This window comes from Microbulbifer sp. Q7 (assembly GCF_001639145.1).
Taxonomy (GTDB): Bacteria; Pseudomonadota; Gammaproteobacteria; order Pseudomonadales; family Cellvibrionaceae; genus Microbulbifer.
On sequence record NZ_LROY01000001.1, the window covers coordinates 866,901 to 887,852 of the forward strand.

Genomic DNA, 20,952 nt, shown 5'->3' on the forward strand with positions numbered 1-20,952 from the left:
GCTGGCAACCCCGCTCAGATCTGGATCAGCGCCTGTGCCTCGCGGATCAGCTGCTTGCGATCGCGCAGCTCGAGCTTGCGCAAAATGGCCGTCACGTGGCTTTTCACCGTGGGCTCGGTAATGTCCAGGTCGTAGGCGATCTGCTTGTTCAGCATGCCCTGGGCAATCATCTGGAAAATTTTCAATTGCTGCGGTGTGAGCAGGCCCAGCTTCTCTGCCAGCGCACTTTCACTTTCTGCCTGCAGCGCCTCTTCGCTGAACCACTGCTCTCCCGCCAGCACGCATTCGATGCATTGCAGTATTTCGTCTGGCCGTGCCGTTTTTGACAGGAATCCGCTGGCACCGAGACCGGCTGCCTGCTGGATGACCCCGTGCCGGTCACTACCGGAAACCACCACCACCGGCACCGCAGGGAAATCGTTGCGAATCCGCGCCAGGCCGCTGAATCCCTCACTGCCGGGCATGTTCAGATCGAGCATCAGCAGGTCGATTTCGGACTGCGCCAGCCGCGCGAGTGTGGAGTCCAGGTCCTCGCTCTGTAGCAGCTCGGCCTTGGGAAAATGTGGGGTGAGGGTGGTCGCCAGCGCGTCGCGATACAGCGGGTGGTCGTCGGCAATCAGCAGTTGATAATTCACGGCAGCACCCTGAAGGATGAATGAATCGGGTGCCACCGATACTACTGTGCGCTCCATCCGCCGTCCACCGGCAAGGCCGCACCAGTAATGGTGCCGGCGAAATCGCCGCTGAGGTACAGCGCCAGTTCACCGATCGCGTCGGGGCTGGTGGCGCGTGCCATCGGTTGTTTTGCGCCCACCAGCTCTGCGCGTGCCGTCTCCAGGTCGACCTGCTGCTCGCGGGCGATATTTTCAATTTGCGGCTGGATGAGCGGTGTTTCCACCCATCCCGGGCAAATGGCATTCGCGGTGATGTTGTGGTCGGCATTTTCCAGGGCGAGCACCTTGGTCAGTCCTACCAGGCCGTGCTTGGCAGCGCAGTAGGCGGACTTGTTTTCAGAGGCGACCAGTCCGTGCACCGAGGCAACGTTGATGATGCGTCCCCAGCGCGCCGCGCGCATGGCGGGCAGCAGCTCACGGCACAGGAAAAAACTGGCGCTCAGGTTGATCGACAGAATCTGGTGCCACTTGTCACTGGGGAATTCATGGGCCGCAGCGGTGTGTTGAATCCCGGCGTTATTGATGAGGATCGAAGGGTTGCCAATGGCTTCACGGGTGTCTGCCACCAGCTGCGCGCATCCCGCCTCGCTGGCGATGTCCGCGGAGCTGAAACCCTGGTTGCCGGGGTAGCCCGCGAATGCTGCGCGCAGTGCGTCAGCGGTTTCGTTATCTGCAAGACCGTGCAGCATGACGTGGTGCCCGGCCCTGGCAAAGCAGTGGGCGATGGCAAGGCCTATGCCGCTGGTAGAACCAGTGATCAGGACGGAGTGCGATTGATTCTGCTGCACGAAAAACTCCCGCAGATGCTTATTCTTTGGATAAATCCTAGCAGCGGCGGGAGTTGCGGGTCTGTATGACCAAGGTATGAGTTGGCCTCATACCCCGGTCATTGGCCTGGGCCTAGCGGCGATGGTGTCTGCCACCGCGGTGGTGGTGCCCACCGCCCGGACGATGGCTGGGCAGGTGCGTCGGGCGACCGGGACGATTCGGACGATGGTGGCTGTGGGGCGGGCGATAGCCCGGGCGGTTGTAGTAGTGGCGACCGTGGTAGCGATGGTAGCCGCCGCGATAGTAACGGGGGTGGCCGTAGCGATGGCCATAGCGATAGTAGCGTGGCGACGAGTAGTAGAAGGACACGCTACTGGACGGGTACACATAGGGTCGTGAGTAGGGGTAACTGGAGTACCCGACACTACTGGAACTGTAATAGCCATCGGAAACACAGGCGCCCAGTGTCAGGGTGCCGAATACGGTGACGGCCAACAGGCCTTTTTTGACAATGCTCTTCATAGGAGACCTCCGGGGGACAAGCAGCGGGCAGTCACCGCGCGCAAGCGCAGTAAGTACCGGTGAGCTGTTTTCGTTACTTAACGCGTACTGGGAAGGTTCAGCGAGGTTGGTTGACGCGGTTTTGGGGCATGTTGCGACGGTATTCACCGGCGTTCATGTAGTAGTTGGGGTGGCGAACGTTGTGGCAGCGTCCGTTCTGGTGGCAGTGGTAATAGCGACTCTGCACCGAGTAGTAGCCGGGGCCCTGGTTGGTGCGGTTGATGGCCGTTGTGGTGTCGGTCATGTTCTCCATGCTGGTGCAGCCGGACATTGCCAGCAGCGCAGCGGCGCCGATGCCGCTAGCCAGTCCTGCAAAAGAACGCTTCATGAAAACCTCCACGCCGCGAGGGCGGGTGAACCTTTTTATTTTCGATCTGCTCGGCAGAGAAACGTTACTGGCGGCAAATCGAAACCCAAGTGGAAGGTATTTAAGGGTCGCGGAGGTCGAATCACGAAGATTATTAGGGGATTGCAACGACCGAAATGCGATGAAAACAGGTCGGGTTATAAGTGAACCGTTATCCGGCGGCCACCAGTTGCTGCAGCTGATTGTCCAGAAGCTGCTGGAGCTTGGGGTTCAGGCCAGTGACCTCGGCGCCCGCGCTGGTGGTATGGCACTGGATCCGGTCGGCCAGGGAGTCGTCGTCCTGCAGCTGCGGATGCAGTGCCAGGCCGCGGGACTGGCTCAGTAGCTGCTCGCCCGCGAAGTCGAACCGCTGCGGCCGGGTTGGCAGCACCGCCAGCGCCAGCTGCAGACCGGTGGCGCGGCTCGACTGTTGCAGGCCGCGCAGCAGGAGGCCGGCGCAGACCGCGCGAAAGGCGGCGTCGTCGCCGGCAAAGCCCAGCCCGATCGCGGGTCCGGCGCTCGGCAGGGGGCGCGCATCGTAAATTCGGGTGAGTAACTGCAGGCGCTGGTCCAGCGTTTCCTGCAGGCTGTCCAAGGCGCTGCGCGACAGCTGGTTGCCCAGCTGCGCCCAGTTCAGCGGGCGCAGGTACAGGCCCGCGGTGACTTCCGGCGGCGGCTTGGGTTTGGCCTTGGGCACGATCAGGGGCTTGCGCTGTGGTTGTGCGCTCAGGCGATCGGCCGCCAGGGCGCAGGCGGCACTAAACGGCAGTGCGAAGATCAGGCACAGCAACAGGCTGCCCCAAGGATAGGTTACCGATGCGCCGGGCTGAATGTTCAGTGCCACACTGCCCGCCAGGCTATCGTGCAGTACCACCGGCTCGGTAATCATTTCACCGCGGCTGCGCTCTCCGGTCTGGGCCAGCGGCGTGGAATCGACGTCCTGGATGGTTACACCGTGCACCGATGGCAGTGTCAGCGCCTGTTGCGCGAGTATCTGCAGGCTGATGCGGTCCCCGGCGACGATCTGCTGCAGGCTCTGGCTGGCCAGCAATTTGGCCGCCGCGGCGGCACTGGCCCGGTCCCGGGCGATGGCCGCGGACTGCTGCTGGCCGAACGCGTGGCCGAGGGTGGCGAGGCAAAAGCCGGCGAGGGTCAGCCAAATGGTGGCCGCCAGCAGCTGACGCCGCTGTTTACGGGAGAGTCCGGCAAGCCGCTGGGGCAGGCTGTGGCTGAATTCGGACAGGCTGGCGAGGAGGTTTTTCATCTTGTTATGTTTTCGCTGGCAGTACAGCGGCTGATTTTATCCCACTTCTTCAGCGAAAAAAGGCGCCGCGCTATAATGCGCGGCCTTTTTCCGGTGCGTTGTCCGCAGAGGCACCGCCCGCCAACCATCAAGAGTCAGTCATGGACGCAGCTAACTACGCCTCTCTCGCCGCCCTTTGCCAGCGGGTCTTCGCGCAACATCTACCGGAGGCGATGCCCGATTGCCCCGCGGCGGTGAGTGCGCCCTGGTGCCTGACACTGCTCACCGGGCAGGTGCGCGAACCATCACTGCAGGCACTGCAGGCGTTTCTCGATGGGCAGCAGTGGCGCGTGGTCGGCGTGGATATTCTGGCGTGCCGTGCCGCTTGCTGTGCGATCCGCTTGCAGCTCGACGGCGAACTGGCTTTCGATGACGCGCGCCGGGCGCTGCTGGCACTGGCGGATGGACTGGACATGGAGTTGATCCTGCAGCCGGGGGGTACCCAGCGCGCGCCGAGGCTCGCCTGTTTCGATATGGACTCCACGCTGATCCAGGCGGAGGTTATCGACGAGCTGGCTAAAATCGCCGGGGTTGGCGACCAGGTAGCGGAGATCACTCTGTCGGCTATGCGCGGTGAGTTGGATTTCCAGCAGAGTTTCCGCAAACGCATGGGGTTGTTACAGGGGTTTACCGAGGCCAGCCTCGCGGATATCGCGCCCCAGCTGCCGATCATGCCCGGGGCCCCGCGCCTGTTGCGTGCCCTGCGCGCACTGGGCTGCAAAACCGCCATTCTTTCCGGGGGCTTTACCTATTTCGCCAATTACCTGAAGGATAACCACCTGGCGGTGGACGTGATTCACGCGAACCAGCTGGAATTTGATGGCGGCGCACTGACCGGCGGGGTGATTGATCCGATCGTGGATGGCGCGCGCAAGGCGCATTTGTTACAGGAAATTGCCGAGGAAATGCATCTGTCTCTGGAGCAGGTGATTGCGGTAGGCGATGGTGCCAATGACCTGCCGATGCTGGCGTTGGGGGCGCTGGGCATTGCCTTCCACGCCAAGCCGAAGGTGCGCGCGGAAGCGCCGCAGGCGATTGATGGTTTTGAGCTGGATGCGGCCCTGTACCTGTTTGGTCTCAATGACCGCCAGATCGATGCGCTGCTGGATGACGCCGCTCAGTAGCGGCTGACCAGGCTGACCAGCGGCGGCAGGTCCGCGTTCACACTGGCGAACGGTATCGACGGTTTGCGCTTGCCGCCGTCCTGATAGCAGGTAGCCTGTCGTTCACAGGCGGCCATTATCATTGCCAGTGTGATTAGTGCGGTGACGGCGATTAGTCGCTTGCCCATGTGGGGTCCCTGTCTGCGAGTCGGTTACGGTTTCCCGGTTGCTGCCCATTAGACGAGCCCAAGCGGGAAAAAGTTGCGCGGTAAGCGCGAAGATTATGAGAATTGCGCCGGTATGCCTAGCCCGGCGCAAAATCTGCCGCCAATCAATCGGGTTTTGTGATCGGATACTCCCCGTCGAGTTCCGCCACTTCCCGCGCCACCTGCCCCGGGGATCCGGTGCGACGTGCCAGTATGTCGTAGGCCACCGGCACGATGTACACGGTAAACAGGGTCGCCGCCAGTACCCCGAACAACACCACGGTGCCGATCACCGCGCGGGTTTCCGAGCCAGCGCCAGAGGAAAGCAGCAGCGGCAGCGAGCCGGCGGCGGTGGTGATGCCGGTCATCAGGATTGGCCGCAGGCGGGTTTCCGCGGCCTGGCGCAATGCCTGGCCGAACTCCACACCGCGATCTCTCAGCTGGTTGGCGAACTCCACGATCAGAATACCGTTCTTGGCCGCCAGCCCCACCAGCATGATCAGGCCCACCTGGCTGTAGATATTCAGCGACTGGTTGGTAAGCAGCAGGCCGAGCAGGGCGCCGGCCATGGCCAGGGGCACGGTGAACATGATCACCAGCGGGTGGATAAAGCTCTCGAACTGGGCGGCGAGCACCAGGAACACCACCAGCGCGCCCAGCAGAATGGCGAACAGGATGGTGTTGCCGGAGTCCTGGAAGCTCTTCGACTGGCCCTTGTAGTCGATCACCGGCGAGCCCTCGATATTGTCATCCACCAGCTGGTTCAGGTACTGCAGGGCTTCGCCCAGCACCAGTCCATCCGCCAGATTGGCATCCAGGGTGATGGAGCGCACCCGGTTGTAGCGCTGCAGCTGGGGCGAGTCCGCGTACTCACTCACTTCCACCAGGCTTTGCAGGGGAATCAGCTGGCCGGTGGTGGTGGAGCGCACGTAGAGGTTTTCCAGGCTGTCCGGGGTGCGCTGCATCTCCCGCTCACCTTCGAGGATCACATCGTATTCCTCGCCATTGCTGATAAAGGTTGTGGCGCGTCGCGAGCCAAACATGGTCTGCAGGGTGGTGCCGACATCGCTGACCTGTACCCCCAGGTCTGCAGCGCGCTCGTAATCTACATTGATGCGCAGTTGCGGCTGGGTTTCCTTGTAGTCCCAGTCGACCCCCACAAGACCCGGGTTGGATTCGTCGATGGCCGCGTTTAGCTGGTCACGCCATTCCGTCAGCTGCGCGTAGCTGCCACCGCCGAGTACAAACTGCACCGGTTTGCCGAGGCCTCCGCCAAAGCTCTGGCGCATGACCGGGAAGGCGCGCACGCCGCTCAGGTCGCTCACCGCGGCACGCACCTGGTTCATCAGCTCGAATGCCGAGGGCCGTTCACCCCAGGGGGCGAGAGTGAAAATCACCATGCCGCTGTTGAACGTGGCGGAGCTGCCGAAGGAGCGCGGTGAGCGCACCAGCAGGCGGTTCACATAGCCCTTCTCCACCAGCGGCATCAGCCGCTCTTCGATGGTATCCATGTATTCCTGCATGTACTGGTAGCTGGCACCCTCCGGGCCGTTTACCAGCAGGAAGAAGGAGCCGCGGTCTTCCCGCGGCGCGTATTCCGTAGGAATCAGGCGGAACGCCAGCGCCGCAAACGCCATCACCGCCACAAACACACAGCCGGCAATCCAGTGGCGGCGCAGCAGCAGGTCGAGCCCGCGACTGTAGCGGTGCTGAACGCGGGACAGTGCGTTGTCCATAAAGCGGGTGGCCGCGTTGTGGTGATCGCTGGGGCGCACAAGTTTGGAGGCGAGCATCGGCGACAGGGTAAGCGCGGTGATCGAGGAGAAGATCACTGCGGCGGACATGGTCAGGGCGAATTCCGAGAACAGCCGCCCGATATCCCCTTCGAGGAAGGTAATGGGCACGAACACCGCCACCAGCACCATGGTGGTGGCCACTACCGCAAAGCCCACCTCGCGGGCGCCGCGGTAGGCGGCTAGCAGTGGCGGCTCACCGTACTCGTCCATGCGCCGGAAAATATTCTCCAGCACCACAATGGCATCATCCACCACCAGGCCAATGGCCAGTACCAGCGCCAGCAGGGTGAGCAGGTTGATACTGAATCCGAACGCGTACAGCAGGATGGAGGTGGCGATGAGGGACACCGGCACCGTCACCGCTGGCACCAGGGTCGCGCGCCAGTTGCCGAGGAACAGGTAGATCACCAGGGTGACCAGGATCACCGCGATAGCGAGGGTGGTGTACACCTCGCTGATCGCCTCGGACACAAACACCGAGGCATCGTAACTCTGGCTGAGGCGCATGCCGTCGGGCAGGGTCTTGTTGACCTTCACCATCTCCGCCTTGGCCGCCTCCGCCACCGCCACGATGTTGCCGGTGGACTGGCGGGTGATGCCGATGCCCACCATGGGCTCGCCATTGCCGCGGAAGGTGGAGCGGTCCTCGGCGGAGCCCAGCTCCACTCGCGCCACATCGCCCAGGCGCACCACGTGGCCGCTATCGCCGGTGGCCACCGCCAGGCGCGCGAAGTCCTCGGCGCTCTGGAACTGGCGTTGCAGGCGCAGGGTGAACTGGCGATCGCTGGACTCGAGATAACCCGCCGGCAGCTCGCGGTTTTCCGCGCGCAGCGCCTGTTCAATGTCCGCGCTGGTCACGTTGTGCGCGGTCATGGCACCGCGGTCCAGCCAGATGCGCATGGCAAAGTCTTTGGCTCCACCCACGCGCACCCGGGCCACGCCATCGAGCACCGAGAAGCGGTCCACCAGGTAGCGGTTGGCGTAGTCGGTGAGCTCCGGCACGGTTAAGCGGTCGGAGGTCAGGTTCAGCCAGATCACCACGTCGTCGCTGCTGTCGACCTTTTCAATCTCCGGCGGATCCGCCTCTACCGGCAGGTTGTCCATCACGCCGGAAACGCGATCGCGGATATCGTTGGCCGCGCCGTCCACGTCGCGGTTGATATTGAATTCGATGGAGATGCGCGAGCGCCCGTCGGTGCTCGATGAGCTGACGGTTTTGATCCCCTCGATACCGGCGATACGGTCTTCGATCACGCGGGTGATACGGGTTTCCACGATATCCGCGGAGGCGCCGGGGTAGTTGGTGTCGATGGACACGATGGGCGGATCGATATCGGGGTATTCGCGCAGCGCCAGGCGGTCGAAACTGATCAGGCCAAACACCACCAGCAGCAGTGCCAGCACCAGCGCGAATACCGGGCGTTTGACCGCCGTATCACTGATGATCATTGGCTGGCTGCTCCGTTTTGCGCTTCGACAGCAACGGCCTGGCCGTCGCGGATGTGCAGGGTGCCGCGGGTGACGACCTGGTCTCCCTGGGAGAGCCCCGAGAGTACCTCAACCTTGCCCAGGTAGCGGTGCCCGATTTCGACCTCGCGCCGCTGCACCACATGTCCGCCTTCGGTTTTCTTTACCACAAACACGGACTGATCCCCCGCCAGCGGTACCAGCGCCGCCTCGGGAATGGTCAGCGCCTGGCGTGGGTTGCTGATGATCTTGACCCGCAGCAACATGCCCGGCTTGAGGTCGCCATCCGGATTGTCCAGGCGGCCGCGCACGGTAAAGGCGCGGGTCTGCGGGTCCACCCGCGCTTCCACGATCATCACCTCGCCATTGAATACCCGGTTGGGGTGGGCCTGGCTCATGGCCTCGATTTTCATACCGCCAGAAATGGCCGACAGCTGTCGCTCGGGCACGGTGAAATCCAGTTTCAGGCGGTCAATTTCCTGGATGGTGGTGATTTCCGTGGTGGGGGTGGCCAGGCTGCCCACACTGATGTTGCGCAGTCCCAGCTGGCCGTCAAAGGGCGCGCGGATTATGCGGTCATCGATGCGCGCCTGCAGGCCGTCAATCAGCGCGCGGGTCTCCGCCACCTGGGTTTCCACGGCTTCCAGTTGTTCGCGGGTAGAAAGGTTCTTGCCCACGAGCCCGCGCAGGCGTTTTTCATCACGCTCATAACGCTGCAGGGTGGCGCGGGCGCCCGCCAGTTCTGCCAGCTCCTCGCCGTGGCTCAGTTCCACCAGTACATCGCCGGCCTTTACCCGTTGCCCACTTTCAAACGCAATGCGGCTGATGTGTTCGGTGACGCCGGCGCGCAGGGAAACAAACTCCCACGCTCTGGCGGTGCCCAGTGCCTCCACCGGGTTTGAAATCTGCTCCAGCTCGACGGCGGCAACGCGCACGGGGATCGGGGTACTGCCGGGGCCGCCTTGTGCGAGAACGGCGGTTGAGGAGGAAAAACTCAGCAGCGCGGCACAGGCCACGGCGAGGGTGCGGGAGGCGCGTCCGAATGCACGGGTCAGTTTCATGGTGATGGGCATTACCTGATGGTCAAAACAGTTATTTTGATGGTGGCGCGGAAAAGTGTCGCACCAAGTGCAGCAACTTCCGCGCCAGACTAGTGCAGCGGGAAGTCAGAGTTGAGGGGTTTTACAAAAATTTACCCCCGGGCGCATGCACACCCGGGGGTTGTACGCTGGCGGTCGCCCTATTGGATTGCCCGTAAGGGTGACCTGGCCATCGAGTTTAGTCGCCGTAGATGATCTTGCTGTTCACCTTGACCGTCAGCGGGTGGTAACCCGGCTTGGCTTTCTCGAAAATCCGCTTGGCTTCGTCGGTCTTGCCGTTTTCCACCAGGTTGCGGTACAGCGGGCGCAGGAACTTGTTGCGGCCGATGCTGGTGAGGAAGTCTTCCAGGCGCGCATTGGCCGGCTGGTAGTCGTTGCGCACCGCGATCATTAACCAGCTGAAGGCGATCTCGTTGTTTTTCGACTGGGTGAGATCGAAGGTGCTATCCAGTTCCTGCAGCTGATCTTCGCTCAGTTTCTCCGGCATGCCGTCGAGGAAATACTTCCACTGGTGGAAGGTCCAGTCCTTGGTGTCAATCGCGCTCGCCTTGATGTCGCCGTTCAGCCATTGCTCGCGCACCGGATCGAGCTTGGTGAATGCATCGGAGGTGGGCTGCGGCGCGCCTTCGGGAATGCCCGGTTCAAAAATCCACTGCTGGATGCGCGCGCGGTCCAGTTTGTCCGGGTACTGCTTCAGTAGGGTGTCATCCAGGTATTTCACGAAGTCTTCCGTGGTAATGCTCTGGAAGGCGAAGTGGTTGAAGTACTCCATCAGGAATTTGTCGAAGTTCTCGCGGCCCACCTTCTGCTCCAGTTCATACAGGAACAGGGAGCCTTTTTCGTAGGGAATGTTCGAGAAGACTTCGTCCGGATCGCGGCCGCGCAGGTCGATGGCCATGATCTCGTCTTTGTCTTCGCGGTCGTCCAGGTCGGCCTTGAGGTCGTCGTAACCCAGCGCCATTTCCATCTGGTAGCGCTCGTCACCGTACACAAACTGCATGATGCGGTTGGTGAGGTAGGTGGTGAAGCCTTCGTTCAACCACAGGTCGCGCCAGCTGGCATTGGTGATCAGGTTGCCGGACCAGGAGTGGGCCAGCTCGTGGGCGATCAGTGCCACCAGGCTCTTGTCACCGGCGATCACCGTGGGGGTGATAAAGCTCAGGCGCGGGTTTTCCATGCCGCCAAACGGGAAGCTGGGGGGCAGGATCAGCAGGTCGTAGCGGTCCCAGCGGTAGGGGCCGAAGTTCTGCTCCGTGACTTCGAGCATATCCTCGGTGTCTTCAAACTCCTTGGCCGCGGCGTCGAGTAGTTCGGGCTCGGCGTAGACGCCGGTGCGCTCGCCCATCGCCTTGAAGTCCAGATTGCCGATGCCGATGGCGATCAGGTAGGACGGAATGGCCTGGGGCATTTCAAACTCGAACACGCCGTCCAGCTCTGCTTCCGGATCGTTGTTCGCACTCATCACTGCGCGCAGCTCTTTGGGGGTGCGGAGGGTGGCCTTGTAGGTCATGCGCACCTGCGGGGTGTCCTGCAGGGGAATAAAGCTGCGTGCGTGAATCGCCTGGGCCTGGGTGAACAGGAAGGGATGCTTTTTGCCCGCGGTCTGTTGCGGTTCCAGCCATTGCACACCGGAGGCACCGGGGGAGGTCTGGTACTGGATGGCGACCTTGCTGGCGCCCTTGGGCAGATTGATCTTCAGCGGGGTGCCCAGGTTCGGGTCTTTCTTGCCCATGCTGAATTTCACTGGCTGGAGGCTGTCGCCAACGCCGGCGCGCACGGCTTTTACGTCGATGTCACGGGTATCCAGGATCAGCGGCGGATTTTTCTGGCTGAGCCGTTTGATATCCAGAATGGCTTCGCCCTTCAACACCTTGTTGTCGAAATCGGCGGTGAGGTCGAGATCCAGGTGCTTGACGCGGAAGGCGTCGGTGTTGGCAAAGGAGTGGTAGTCGACGCCGGATTCGGGCCCATTTTTCTCCGCCATGGCGCCTTCTTTTTGCAGGTCTTCCGCCTGGTACTCGGTGGCGCCTTCGGGGGTCGCGGTGCCTGAAGTACTGGGTTCAGCCTCTTTTTTGCCGCAGGCGCTCAGGGTGACGAGGCTGCAGGCCAGCAATCCGGCGCCGATCAGGCGGCCGAGGCTGGGGGTTAACAATTGGGGCAACATAGGGGGCTCCATGATTGTTGTTGTGCGTGTAGGTGAGTGAACGGGGTGAATACTTCGCGGCACAGAATACTCAATAGGCGGCGAGAGGTGAAAACCGGTTGTTGCATCGCTGTTTAAGGTAGACCGAAATGCGGTCCCCGGGCGGGGTGATTTTGGTGTGGCGGCCGGAGGTATTCCACCGGCCGCGCAACACCCGCGCACAGAAGCTGCCGGTCAATCCAGGCTGAAGTCAAAATCCATTTCGTCGGCCGGCGGCTGTACATAGTAGCCCTGGATGTAGTCGGTGCCGGTCTGCCACAGGGTGGGCAGCATGCTCGCCTGTTCCACGTGGGGGACGATCACCTGGGTGTCGATTTCCTTGAGCTGGCCCACCAGCTTGACCAGTCCTTCGCTGTCTTCGCCTTCGTCCTGTACCTCGCGCACGAAGGAAGCGTCGATCTTGGCGATATCCACCTGCACATGTTCCAGCGCCTTGAACGGGCTCAGGCCGGTGCCGAAATGGCAGATCGCAACCCGGCAGCCCATATCCTGCACCAGTTTGGAGAAGTCGCGCGCCGCGTGCAGGTTGCTGTTGATGTCTTCCGCGCGCAGCTGGAAGGTGACCGCGTTGGGGGGCACCTTGGCGGCCTTGAAAGCGACGCCGAGCCAAGCCGGCAGGCTGGTGTCCTTGAGGGAGGCGACCGTGAGGTGCAGCAGTACGGAAACGTTTTCACCCTTGGCACGTTGGGCGGCGGCGGCCTTGATCGCGCTGAGGATGACCCAGCGATCCATCTTGGTGGAGAGGCCGGCGTCGCCCAGGGTTTCCAGGAAGGCGAGGGGGGCCAGTTCCTCTTTGCCGTCTACCAGGCGCACCAGCACTTCGTAGATTTTTTCCCCACTGCCCTGCAGGCTGAGAACCGGCTGGTACAGCAGCTTGAGGTTGCCCGCTTCCAGCGCCTGGGTAACGCGGGCGCGGTGGTAGGTGTTGGCGTCGCCCTGCTGTTCGCTGTCGGGCTCGAACAGGGCGAAGCTGTTGCCATTTTCCCGTTTGAGCGCCTGGTCGTGGGCCTTGGAGGCCTGCTCAAGCACCTTGTCGGCATTGCCCGAGGTTTCACTCAGCAGGGAAATACCGATGGAAGCGGTAATGTGCAGGGTTTTGCCCGAGGCTTCGAAAATGGTGTCGGCGATCTTTTGCAGCAATTCTTTGGCGCGGCCCTCGGCGCTGTCCGGGGTGGTTTCCGGCATCAGCAGGCAGTAGCTTTCCTCGCCGTAGCGGGCGACCACATCGCCGCGACGCACGCTGCTCTGCAGCAGCTGCGCGAATTTGCGGTGCAGGTCATCGGCGCCGGCGACCCCCACGATCTGCTGTACAGACTCTTCAAAGCGGTCGATTTCGATATACATCAGGCCGCCGGTGCGCTGGGAGCCTGCGGCGGACTGGATGGCGTTGTTGAGCAGCTGTACGAAGCGCTGGCGATTGTACAGGCCGGTGGCAGCGTCGCGGTTTTTCGCCTCGCTCAGCTGGGCCTCCAGCTCTTCGGTATTGCCACTGCTGGCGGCGATACGGATCTGCAGGCAACGCTCGTCGTCGTACACGGTGGAGAGCACCTCGGCCTTGGTGCCGAGGGGCGCGCCGCTGGCCGTCTTGGCGGTGAATTGCCACTCCTGCGCTTCCACCTCGTTGTTGTTGATGGCGCACTGGCGCATGAATTCGCGTGCGTCTTCCTGCTCTCCCTCGGTGAGCATGTCGATCATCGGCTGGTATTCAATGTCGTCGCGGTCTTTGTAGCCAAAGCGTTCGGCGAAGGATTCGTTGGCGTAGACGATCAGGCCATCGGAGATATAGGCGATGGCATCCTTGGAGCTGTCGAGCAGCTCTTTGGCGCGGGCGAGGGTGGCGTGGTAACGGCGGTCGTGGATCCGCGCCTGGCGGCGTTCTTCGAGCGCGCTCAGTTCGCGCTGGATCACCAGCAGCAGGTGCTGGTCTTCGTCCACGGTGACCACGTCTCGGGCACCGGCCTTGAGGCCTTCTACCACAGGCTGGGCGCCCGCACGCTCGGTCAACAGCACGGTGGGCACGTCTTTCTGCAGCTTGCTGATGGTGCGGATGGCGGTGGCCGCGGCCAGCTGTTTACTCTGCTCGGCAGCGATCAGCAGATCCCAGGTGTGTTCTTGCAGAAGCTTGGTCAGGGCGCCCTCACTGGCCACATGCTGGGCGCGGTTGGGGCGGCCGGCATTGTGCAGCATGCTCACCAGGCGCTGGGCTTCGGTGGGGGTATCGTTGATCAGAAGAAGGCGGATGGTGTTGTCGCTGCTCATTGTTTTCCTGTTGTACTGCGTTGCGGCGGCGTTATGCAAGCTCCATAACTGTGCGGTTTCACTCGGTGTATGACCGCTTCCCTGCAGTACCTGAGGCCCTTGTCGGTTGTGGTCACCGGTCAGGTATTCCAAGAGGCCGCGAACCGGCTAGTTTAGGCGTTGTGTATCCGCGCAAACAAGTGCCGCGTTGTCACTCTGGGATCCGGTTCCAAGATGCCCCCCTAACAGGACGAATCGTGCGCGTGTTTCCTCAGGCGCAATCGGCCGCGGGCAGGCCCGGCTTCAGGAAAATTCAAAGATGGCGAGGCTGCCGGTGGTCAGGGTCGGGCTGCGCAACGCCACGGTGCGCGTCTGCCCGGCATTGACGATGTCCACGGTGTCGCCAGACTGGAAAAGCGGAATGGGGAGCACCAGTTCCGGTGGGAGCCCGGCATCGCCGGTCAACAGGCCGGCCATGGGCGCGGTGCGGCGGCCGTCGTGGGTGTGGCGGTGCACCTGTACCGCGCTGGAGTGCCCACCAAAGAATTCAACCCCCAGCCGGCACTGGTCCGGGAGGGTGTATTGCCAGCGTATCAGGGCGACCTGCCAGCGGTCGTTGAGCCACAGTGCGATGAGGTCACCGCAGCGCAGCCGAACCTGGGTCGCCGGGGGCAGCCGAAGGCCGGCACCGCCATCACTGGTATTGAGCAGGGTGGCGGGAATCGGCTGATAGCGCTGGCGGGTGGTGGTGGTCTTCTTGTTGCGCGCCACCGAGGGCGCACTGGGCAGCAGGTCATCGGCGGCGGAAACCTCGTAGCTGCGGAGTGTGCGCCCGGTGCGGAAGTCGACGGCATCGACATCCATGACCAGCGCGCGATCCGACTTGGCGGTTGGGGCGAAGGCCGCTTCGAGTTCCGGCGCCGATTCGTCGTCGCACTTGAGGTGATGACAAACCGCACTGAGGCCGACGACCGCCTGGCAGCGAATATTCACCGGGGTGCGTTGTCCGCCGCGACTTTTTTCGCCTGCCCATACCCCCTGCACCCACTGCAGTACATCGGAAGACAAGGCTCCGGGGCGACGCAGACGACGCTGCAGCTGTTGCAATGGGCGGGTCAGGTCTACCGACCACCCCTGAGGGGCGGTGAAGTGGTGCATGCCAACCCGGCTCTGCTGCAGGCGCACCGAGGGAATCGGGGGTTGGTCGAGCTTGAGGCTGGCGAGTAGTGTGGGGGTGCCAGGTGCCGGCGAGTCCAGCAGGGAGGCACGGGCGGCCCAGCGGCGGCAGCACTGCCACAGTTGCAGCTGTTCTGTGCTGGTAAGCTGCATCGGGTTGGCGCTGGCAAACAGGGCAATATCCAGATAGCCCCGCACAATGCGACCCCAGCGGTGCCCTCCGGCCAGCGGGTCCGCCAGCGGGTCGGCGACCCGTCGTTGATCCAGCTGCTGTTCCCGCGCCAGCTGCACGAGACGTTGCAAGCGGCCCCAGCTGCCTTTCGGGCTAGCCAGAAAAAATACATTGCTGGTGAAAATCAGCCGGCGCAAGCCGTCGATGCCACGGTGTAGTGCGATGGCCAGGCGACGACGGGTTAGCACGCTGGGTGTGCCCGCATCCATCGCTGTGGCCAGCTGCACGCACACACTGGTATAGGCCAGCGCCAGGTGCTGCAGCAGAATGATTCCCGTCAACAGGTCGCGTCGCTGTTCCTGGGTTTGTGCGGTATCCGGGTTCTCGCGCGCCTGGCTCAACAGTGGATGCACCAGCTGCTGGTAGTGCGCCACCACCACCGGGCGCAAAGCCTCCAGGCTTGCCAGCCGCTGCCCGGCGGGTTTGCTCCAGCGGGCCACTTCCGTGAGTAGGCTGCGCAGGGTGCCGGCATTGCGTTGTGCCCTGTCCGCCGGGGGATTTTGTTGCAGGTAGCCGGCAAGCCAGCGCTTCAACTGGCGGGGGGTGCGGCAACTGCAGGTGAGTTCCTGTAAGTCGAGGGGGGCCGGCGACAGGCGCTCCAGCAGTGAGGGGGAGTTCGGCACAGGCCTGGATGACGTGCGCGGGCTTGCGGCATCGCCGCCCGGGGGCTGGATGCTGGCGCTGGGTGGTGTGGACGAATCGCCCGATGCGACGGATGGCGCTTGTACTTGAGGCTGCCCGGCTTCATTGCCGGTGCGGGTTTCTCCCGCTTTATGAGTATCGACTGCTTCCTGCATGACTCTAACCGGATTTTATCTCTCCGCAGTATACGAGACATCGCGATAGAAACAATCGTACCAGTTGAACGCGGCGACACGGGTGCGAGGTTTTTCGCGATTTCAGCGGGCGCGTATCGCGGAGCTGTCGCGGATTGGCTCTTGTGGGGGGTATTCCTGGCCCGCGGGTCAGCACTGGTGTTTGATCAGAGCGGTGTCTTGGATTTTTCTGCGGGTATCTCGCGTACCAGCCTCGGGACCAGGTATCCGGGCAGGCGATGACGCAACTGGTCCACCAGGTCGCGGGCGCGGTCGTCGCTGACTTCAAAATGGGCGGCGCCCTGTACCCGGTCCAGCTGGTGCAGGTAGTAGGGCAGCACACCGGCGGCAAACAGCGTTTCCGAAAGGTCCGCGAGCGATTGCGCCGTGTCATTCACGCCCTTCAGCAGTACCGACTGGTTGAGCAAGGTGACGCCGGCGGCCCTGAGACGGCCGAGCGCGTTCCGCACCTCACCATCGATTTCATTGGCGTGGTTGCAGTGCAGTACCAGCACCGGCTTGAGGCGGCTGCCGCTGAACCAGTCGAGCAGCTCTTGGTTGATCCGCGAGGGGGCCACCACCGGCAGGCGGGTATGGATGCGGAGCTTGTCCAGGTGCGGGATGTGCTGAAGCTCTGCTGCCAGCCAGCCGAGCTGTTTATCGCTCATTACCAGTGGGTCGCCGCCACTCAGGATGACTTCGCGCAGGTCCTGCTGGCTGCGGATGTAGTCCAGTGCCTGCTGCCACTGGTGGCGGTTGAGATGATTGTCGCTGTACGGAAAGGCGCGGCGGAAGCAGTAGCGGCAGTTGACCGCGCACTGGCCGGCGGTGATCAGCAGCAGGCGGCCGCGATACTTGTGCACCACTCCGGGCACTGGATTGGCGTTGGCCTCTTCCAGCGGGTCGTCACTGAAGCCGGGGTTTGGCTGCAGTTCTGCGGCGCTGGGCAATACTTGCAGCAGCAGCGGGTCCTGCGGGTCACCGGGGCGGATGCGTTTGAGATAGGGGCGCGGCACCCGCAGCTGGAACAGCGCGGAGGCGGCGGTGAGCTGGGGCAGTTGCGCCGGTGCCAGTTGCAGGGCGTCGAGCAGTTCCTGCGGGTCGGTGACCAGGTCGGCCATTTCGTCCTGCCAGCGGCGTGCGGCGGCACTGTCCTCACCGGGGGTGTGGATTTCGATGCGGCTTATTTCACGGCTGGGCTGGCGGTGCTGTATCATAGCGGGCTATTTTTTGGCGCGGTGGCTGGTAACTGCTGAAAGGCCTTTGGCGGGCCGCGCGAAGTTTAATCAATTTGACGGCATTCTGCTGATATTTCGAGGAGCTCATGGGTACATATTCCACTAACGAATTCAAAGGCGGTCTGAAGGTAATGCTGGACGGCGACCCCTGTTCCATTGTGGACAATGAGTTCGTGAAGCCCGGTAAGGGCCAGGCGTTCAGCCGGGTGAAGCTGCGCAACCTGAAGACTGGCCGTGTGTGGGAGCGCACTTTCCGTTCCGGTGAGAGCCTGGAGTCTGCGGATGTGATGGACCGGGATATGGAGTATCTCTATAACGATGGTGAGTTCTTCCATTTCATGGAGCCGGAGACGTTCGAGCAGCATCAGGCGGATGCGAAGGCGGTTGGCGATTCGGCCAAGTGGCTGAAGGAGCAGGATATCTGTGTGGTGACGCTGTACAACGGTGCGCCGCTGGCGGTTACTCCGCCGAATCACGTGATTCTGGAAATTACCGATACCGATCCCGGTCTGCGCGGTGATACCGCCCAGGGCGGTACCAAGCCTGCGACTCTGTCTACCGGTGCGGTGGTGAAGGTGCCGCTGTTCCTGGAAATCGGCGAGTCCATCAAGGTGGATACCCGTACTGGGGAATACCTGGGTCGCGCTAAGGAAGACTGATCTTTCTGATCCGGTGATTCTGAAGGGCGGATACTCTGGTATTCGCCCTTTTTTGTTCTGGCCTCAGTGATCCCGGTCCCTGATGTCTCCTGGCGGCAAAGCACTGGGTGCGGGTTTTCAGGACCGCTGTATACCCATCCCTGGGCGCTTCGGCGCAAACGTCCTGTTTGCGACGATCCTGAAAACCCGCACCCAGCCCTTTGCCTTCACGTCAGCGTTTAGTGGCCACTGGCAGCTAAACTGGTACATCCTTTTGATTAGCTAATCCTATGTCTGAAACCCTCTGGCGCCCTGCCGCCCCTCTGGACAACCTCCGCCGCCGCGCCACCCTGCTCGCGGATATCCGCCGTTTTTTCAGTGAGCGGCAGGTGCTGGAAATGGAGGTGCCCATCCTGTCCCGGTGCGCCACCAGTGACCCGCATATCGACTCGATCGTGGCCGATTGCAGCGGTGCGCCGGCGTTTCTGGCCACCAGCCCGGAGTTTGGCCTGAAGCGTCTGGTGGCGGCAGGGATCGGCGACTGTTACTACCTGGGCAAGGCGTTCCGCAATGGGGAGGCCGGGGGACGGCACAATCCGGAGTTCACCATGCTGGAGTGGTATCGGGTGGGCTGGGACGATCACCGTCTGATGATTGAGGTGGGGGAGTTGCTGTCGTGGTTGTTGCAGATTTCCCGGGTGCGCTCCTACAGCTATCGCGCTCTGTTTTTGCAGCATCTGGATGTGGATCCGCACCGGGCGTCGTTTGAGGAGTTGAAGGCGGTGGTGGCGCGGGTGTTGGAGATTTCGTTTGAGCCGGCGGGGCGGGACGAGTGTCTGGATCTTTTGATGAGCCACCATATCGAGCCGAACATGGATGGGGCGGATGAGCCGGTAATTACGCTGGTCTACGATTTCCCGGCGTCGCAGGCGGCGCTGGCGCGGGTGGAGGAGGATGAGCTGGGGGTGCCGGTGGCACGTCGGTTCGAGGCGTATGCCGGTGGCATGGAGCTGGCCAATGGGTATTGGGAGCTGACGGATGCGCAGGAACAGCAGCGTCGCTTTGAGGCAGATCAGCGTTATCGGGAGCAGAGTGGCAAGCCGGTGCGCCCGTTCGAGGGGCGGCTGGTACAGGCGCTGGCGGCGGGTATGCCGGGGTGTGCCGGGGTGGCGCTGGGGGTGGACCGTTTGTTGATGCTGGCCTGCGGCGCAGCGCGCATTGATGAGGTGATTGCCTTCCCTATCGAGCGCGCCTGAATGGGCGGAAGGGCCGGGTGCTGTGAGGTGATTTCAAGCACTGTCAGGCACTCTGCCGGTCGTCGTCGCCCGGTTCATCACTCGGGTGGTCTTCTTTGACCAGATGCGCGCTACCGCGCTCCGGGGTAAATTCGTAGTGCGCCACTTCCCCCACGGCGTAGAAACCGGCATTGAGCCAGATGTCCTGCTGGTCTTCGCCCACCAGGGCCACGGCGTGTTTGTGGTGGCTGTGGAGAACTTCTCCGATCAGGTGCAGCAGTATCGCTCTGCCAATACCGCGGCCACGATAGTCGGGCAGGGTGGCGAGGTCGTAGAAACCGAGGGAGTCCGCGGAAGAAAACAGCGTGCCGGTGGCGACCGGCGTGCCCTGGTATTCCCCGAGGAAAAGCTTGAGGCGGCTGTGTTTATGCTCGGGTAGTTCGGCGAGTTGCCGGTAGAATTTTTTGATCTGTGCGCTTTCCCGCGGGCAGTCCTGCATGTTTGCCACCAGGTCGCCAAACGCAATAATGTCTTCGGCGGTGGTGGCCGGTCTGATGACCAGCCCCTCTACACCGCTGTCTTCTACTGCCAGCTGTTTTACCTCTGCCGCCACCGCAATCTGCGGTGCCATGCGCTTCAGGTGAAGCGCCTCCATCTCCGCATCGTCCAATGGCTTGCTGGCGCAGTGCCACAGGGAAAACGGGCTGTGACGTTCGGCGAAATAATCGACCACGAAGCGCTGCAGGATACGCGGTTGCATCACCGCGTTGCTGACCACCCGGTTGAAGCGGGAGGACAGCAGGCCGCTGTCGGTGCGCAACAGGCCGGTGATCTCCTTGCTCTGTTTGGGGTTGAGGAGGTCCGCGCAGTACCCGGCTTTGTTTTCCAGGTTACGGCACACGAGGTTTTTGGCGCTGAGACTGTATTTCATGGTTACAGAATAGTCGTGCGGTTAAGTGCCCGTACCGATTGTTCGCAACCAGTGACAGCAGAATCAGCGCAATTGATCCACCTTGGAGATGGCGCACTGATCCATGGAGATGGCGGGCTGTTCGCAGCTGGCGGTGCCAATTACTTTGGCGGGCACGCCAGCCACCAGGGATTTTTCCGGTATGGCTTTCAACACCACGCTGCCCGATGCAATCTGTGAGCAGCGGCCGATTTCGATATTGCCGAGAATCTTGCTGCCGGCGCCGATCAGCACGCCGCAGCGTACTTTCGGATGGCGGTCGCCGGATTCCTTGCCGGTGCCGCCGAGGGTAACCGACTGCATGATGGACACGTTGTCTTCCACCACCGCGGTCTCACCGATCACGATGCCGGTGGCGTGATCCAGCAGAATGCCCTGGCCCAGCTGTGCCGCAGGATGAATATCCACGCCGAACACCACCGAGATGCGGTGCTGCACAAACAGGGACAGGGAGCGGCGGTTCTGTTGCCACAGCCAGTGGCCCACCCGCCAGGCCTGCAGGGCGTGGTAGCCCTTGAAGAACAGGAAGGGTTCATACAGCGACTGGCAGGCGCTGTCGCGCTGTTCGATGGCCGCCAGGTCCGCGCGCGCGGCACAGCCGATACTCGGATCAGAAGCCAGCGCCTCGTCAATCACTTCGCGGATCAGCAGCGCCGGCGCTACCGCGCTGTCGAGCTTGTTGGCGAGGTGAAAACTCAGTGCCGCTTCCAGGGAATCGTGGTTGAGAATCGTGGCGTGCAGGAAGCTCGCGAGAATGGGCTCCCGCTCCACCTGTGCTGCCACATCCCGGCGGATGCTTTCCCAGATCAGGTCCCGAGTCACTTCCGCCTTTGCGGTTTCCATCGAATGGTGCTCCTTGTTGCGCTCTACCCCGTTGCGTACG

Annotated in this window: 17 protein-coding genes; 3 read left to right on the forward strand and 14 right to left on the reverse strand. The window is 62.4% G+C overall.

The annotated features are described in order from the left end of the window. Window positions 1-14 precede the first annotated feature (14 nt). The 5 genes from AU182_RS03465 to AU182_RS03485 all read right to left on the reverse strand — a co-directional run bounded on the left by AU182_RS03465 (window position 15) and on the right by AU182_RS03485 (window position 3,613). Window positions 15-692, reverse strand: a complete 678-nt coding sequence (locus AU182_RS03465) for a response regulator transcription factor (RefSeq protein ID WP_082859185.1) — start codon at window positions 690-692, stop codon at window positions 15-17. Next, window positions 677-1,462 (reverse strand): 3-hydroxybutyrate dehydrogenase, encoded by a 786-nt coding sequence (locus tag AU182_RS03470; RefSeq protein WP_227718105.1) that lies wholly within the window; start codon window positions 1,460-1,462, stop codon window positions 677-679. The genes AU182_RS03465 and AU182_RS03470 overlap by 16 nt, the downstream gene beginning before the upstream one ends. 112 nt (window positions 1,463-1,574) lie before the next feature. Further along, window positions 1,575-1,964, reverse strand: a complete 390-nt coding sequence (locus tag AU182_RS03475; protein WP_066960665.1) for a hypothetical protein — start codon at window positions 1,962-1,964, stop codon at window positions 1,575-1,577. A 97-nt stretch (window positions 1,965-2,061) separates the two neighbouring features. Next, window positions 2,062-2,331 carry a hypothetical protein gene (locus AU182_RS03480; protein ID WP_066960668.1) on the reverse strand — a complete coding sequence of 90 codons (270 nt, stop codon included), beginning with the start codon at window positions 2,329-2,331 and terminating at the stop codon, window positions 2,062-2,064. Window positions 2,332-2,521: 190 nt separating this feature from the next. After that, on the reverse strand, window positions 2,522-3,613 hold the full coding sequence (locus AU182_RS03485) for a hypothetical protein (protein ID WP_066960671.1): 1,092 nt from the start codon (window positions 3,611-3,613) through the stop codon (window positions 2,522-2,524). A 140-nt stretch (window positions 3,614-3,753) separates the two neighbouring features. Here AU182_RS03485 and serB point away from each other — a divergent pair, with 140 nt between their 5' ends. Then, on the forward strand, window positions 3,754-4,776 hold the full coding sequence (serB, locus tag AU182_RS03490) for a phosphoserine phosphatase SerB (protein WP_066960674.1): 1,023 nt from the start codon (window positions 3,754-3,756) through the stop codon (window positions 4,774-4,776). On the opposite strand, the gene AU182_RS16615 is transcribed toward serB, so the two are convergent. The 7 genes from AU182_RS16615 to epmB all read right to left on the reverse strand — a co-directional run bounded on the left by AU182_RS16615 (window position 4,770) and on the right by epmB (window position 17,205). Beyond that, window positions 4,770-4,943 (reverse strand): hypothetical protein, encoded by a 174-nt coding sequence (locus AU182_RS16615; RefSeq protein WP_193754281.1) that lies wholly within the window; start codon window positions 4,941-4,943, stop codon window positions 4,770-4,772. The two genes, serB and AU182_RS16615, sit on opposite strands and share 7 nt — an antisense overlap. A 143-nt stretch (window positions 4,944-5,086) precedes the next feature. After that, window positions 5,087-8,206, reverse strand: a complete 3,120-nt coding sequence (locus AU182_RS03495) for an efflux RND transporter permease subunit (RefSeq protein WP_066960677.1) — start codon at window positions 8,204-8,206, stop codon at window positions 5,087-5,089. Continuing rightward, window positions 8,203-9,285, reverse strand: a complete 1,083-nt coding sequence (locus AU182_RS03500; RefSeq protein ID WP_193754282.1) for an efflux RND transporter periplasmic adaptor subunit — start codon at window positions 9,283-9,285, stop codon at window positions 8,203-8,205. The genes AU182_RS03495 and AU182_RS03500 overlap by 4 nt, the downstream gene beginning before the upstream one ends. A gap of 217 nt (window positions 9,286-9,502) precedes the next feature. After that, on the reverse strand, window positions 9,503-11,488 hold the full coding sequence (locus AU182_RS03505) for a M1 family metallopeptidase (RefSeq protein WP_066960682.1): 1,986 nt from the start codon (window positions 11,486-11,488) through the stop codon (window positions 9,503-9,505). Between the two features lie 213 nt (window positions 11,489-11,701). Then, window positions 11,702-13,786: an EAL domain-containing protein gene (locus AU182_RS03510; RefSeq protein WP_066960685.1), complete on the reverse strand. Its 2,085-nt coding sequence runs from the start codon at window positions 13,784-13,786 to the stop codon at window positions 11,702-11,704. 282 nt (window positions 13,787-14,068) lie between these two features. Further along, window positions 14,069-15,970 (reverse strand): hypothetical protein, encoded by a 1,902-nt coding sequence (locus AU182_RS03515; RefSeq protein WP_066960688.1) that lies wholly within the window; start codon window positions 15,968-15,970, stop codon window positions 14,069-14,071. A gap of 185 nt (window positions 15,971-16,155) precedes the next feature. After that, entirely contained in the window at window positions 16,156-17,205 is a 1,050-nt protein-coding gene (gene epmB / locus AU182_RS03520) for an EF-P beta-lysylation protein EpmB (protein WP_066960692.1), read from the reverse strand. 107 nt (window positions 17,206-17,312) lie between these two features. Between epmB and efp the strand changes: the two genes are divergently transcribed. Together efp and epmA are read left to right on the forward strand one after the other, a co-directional pair. Continuing rightward, a complete protein-coding gene (efp, locus tag AU182_RS03525; RefSeq protein WP_066960695.1) occupies window positions 17,313-17,885 on the forward strand; it encodes an elongation factor P in 573 nt (190 codons plus the stop codon). A 269-nt stretch (window positions 17,886-18,154) separates the two neighbouring features. Beyond that, window positions 18,155-19,120, forward strand: a complete 966-nt coding sequence (epmA, locus tag AU182_RS03530; protein WP_066960697.1) for an EF-P lysine aminoacylase EpmA — start codon at window positions 18,155-18,157, stop codon at window positions 19,118-19,120. 43 nt (window positions 19,121-19,163) lie between these two features. Here epmA and AU182_RS03535 read toward each other — a convergent pair whose 3' ends face one another. Both AU182_RS03535 and cysE read right to left on the reverse strand, forming a co-directional pair. After that, window positions 19,164-20,030, reverse strand: coding sequence for a GNAT family N-acetyltransferase (locus tag AU182_RS03535; RefSeq protein ID WP_066960699.1), 867 nt, complete (start codon window positions 20,028-20,030; stop codon window positions 19,164-19,166). A gap of 63 nt (window positions 20,031-20,093) precedes the next feature. Beyond that, window positions 20,094-20,912, reverse strand: a complete 819-nt coding sequence (cysE, locus tag AU182_RS03540; protein WP_066960702.1) for a serine O-acetyltransferase — start codon at window positions 20,910-20,912, stop codon at window positions 20,094-20,096. Between the last annotated feature and the right edge of the window lie 40 nt (window positions 20,913-20,952).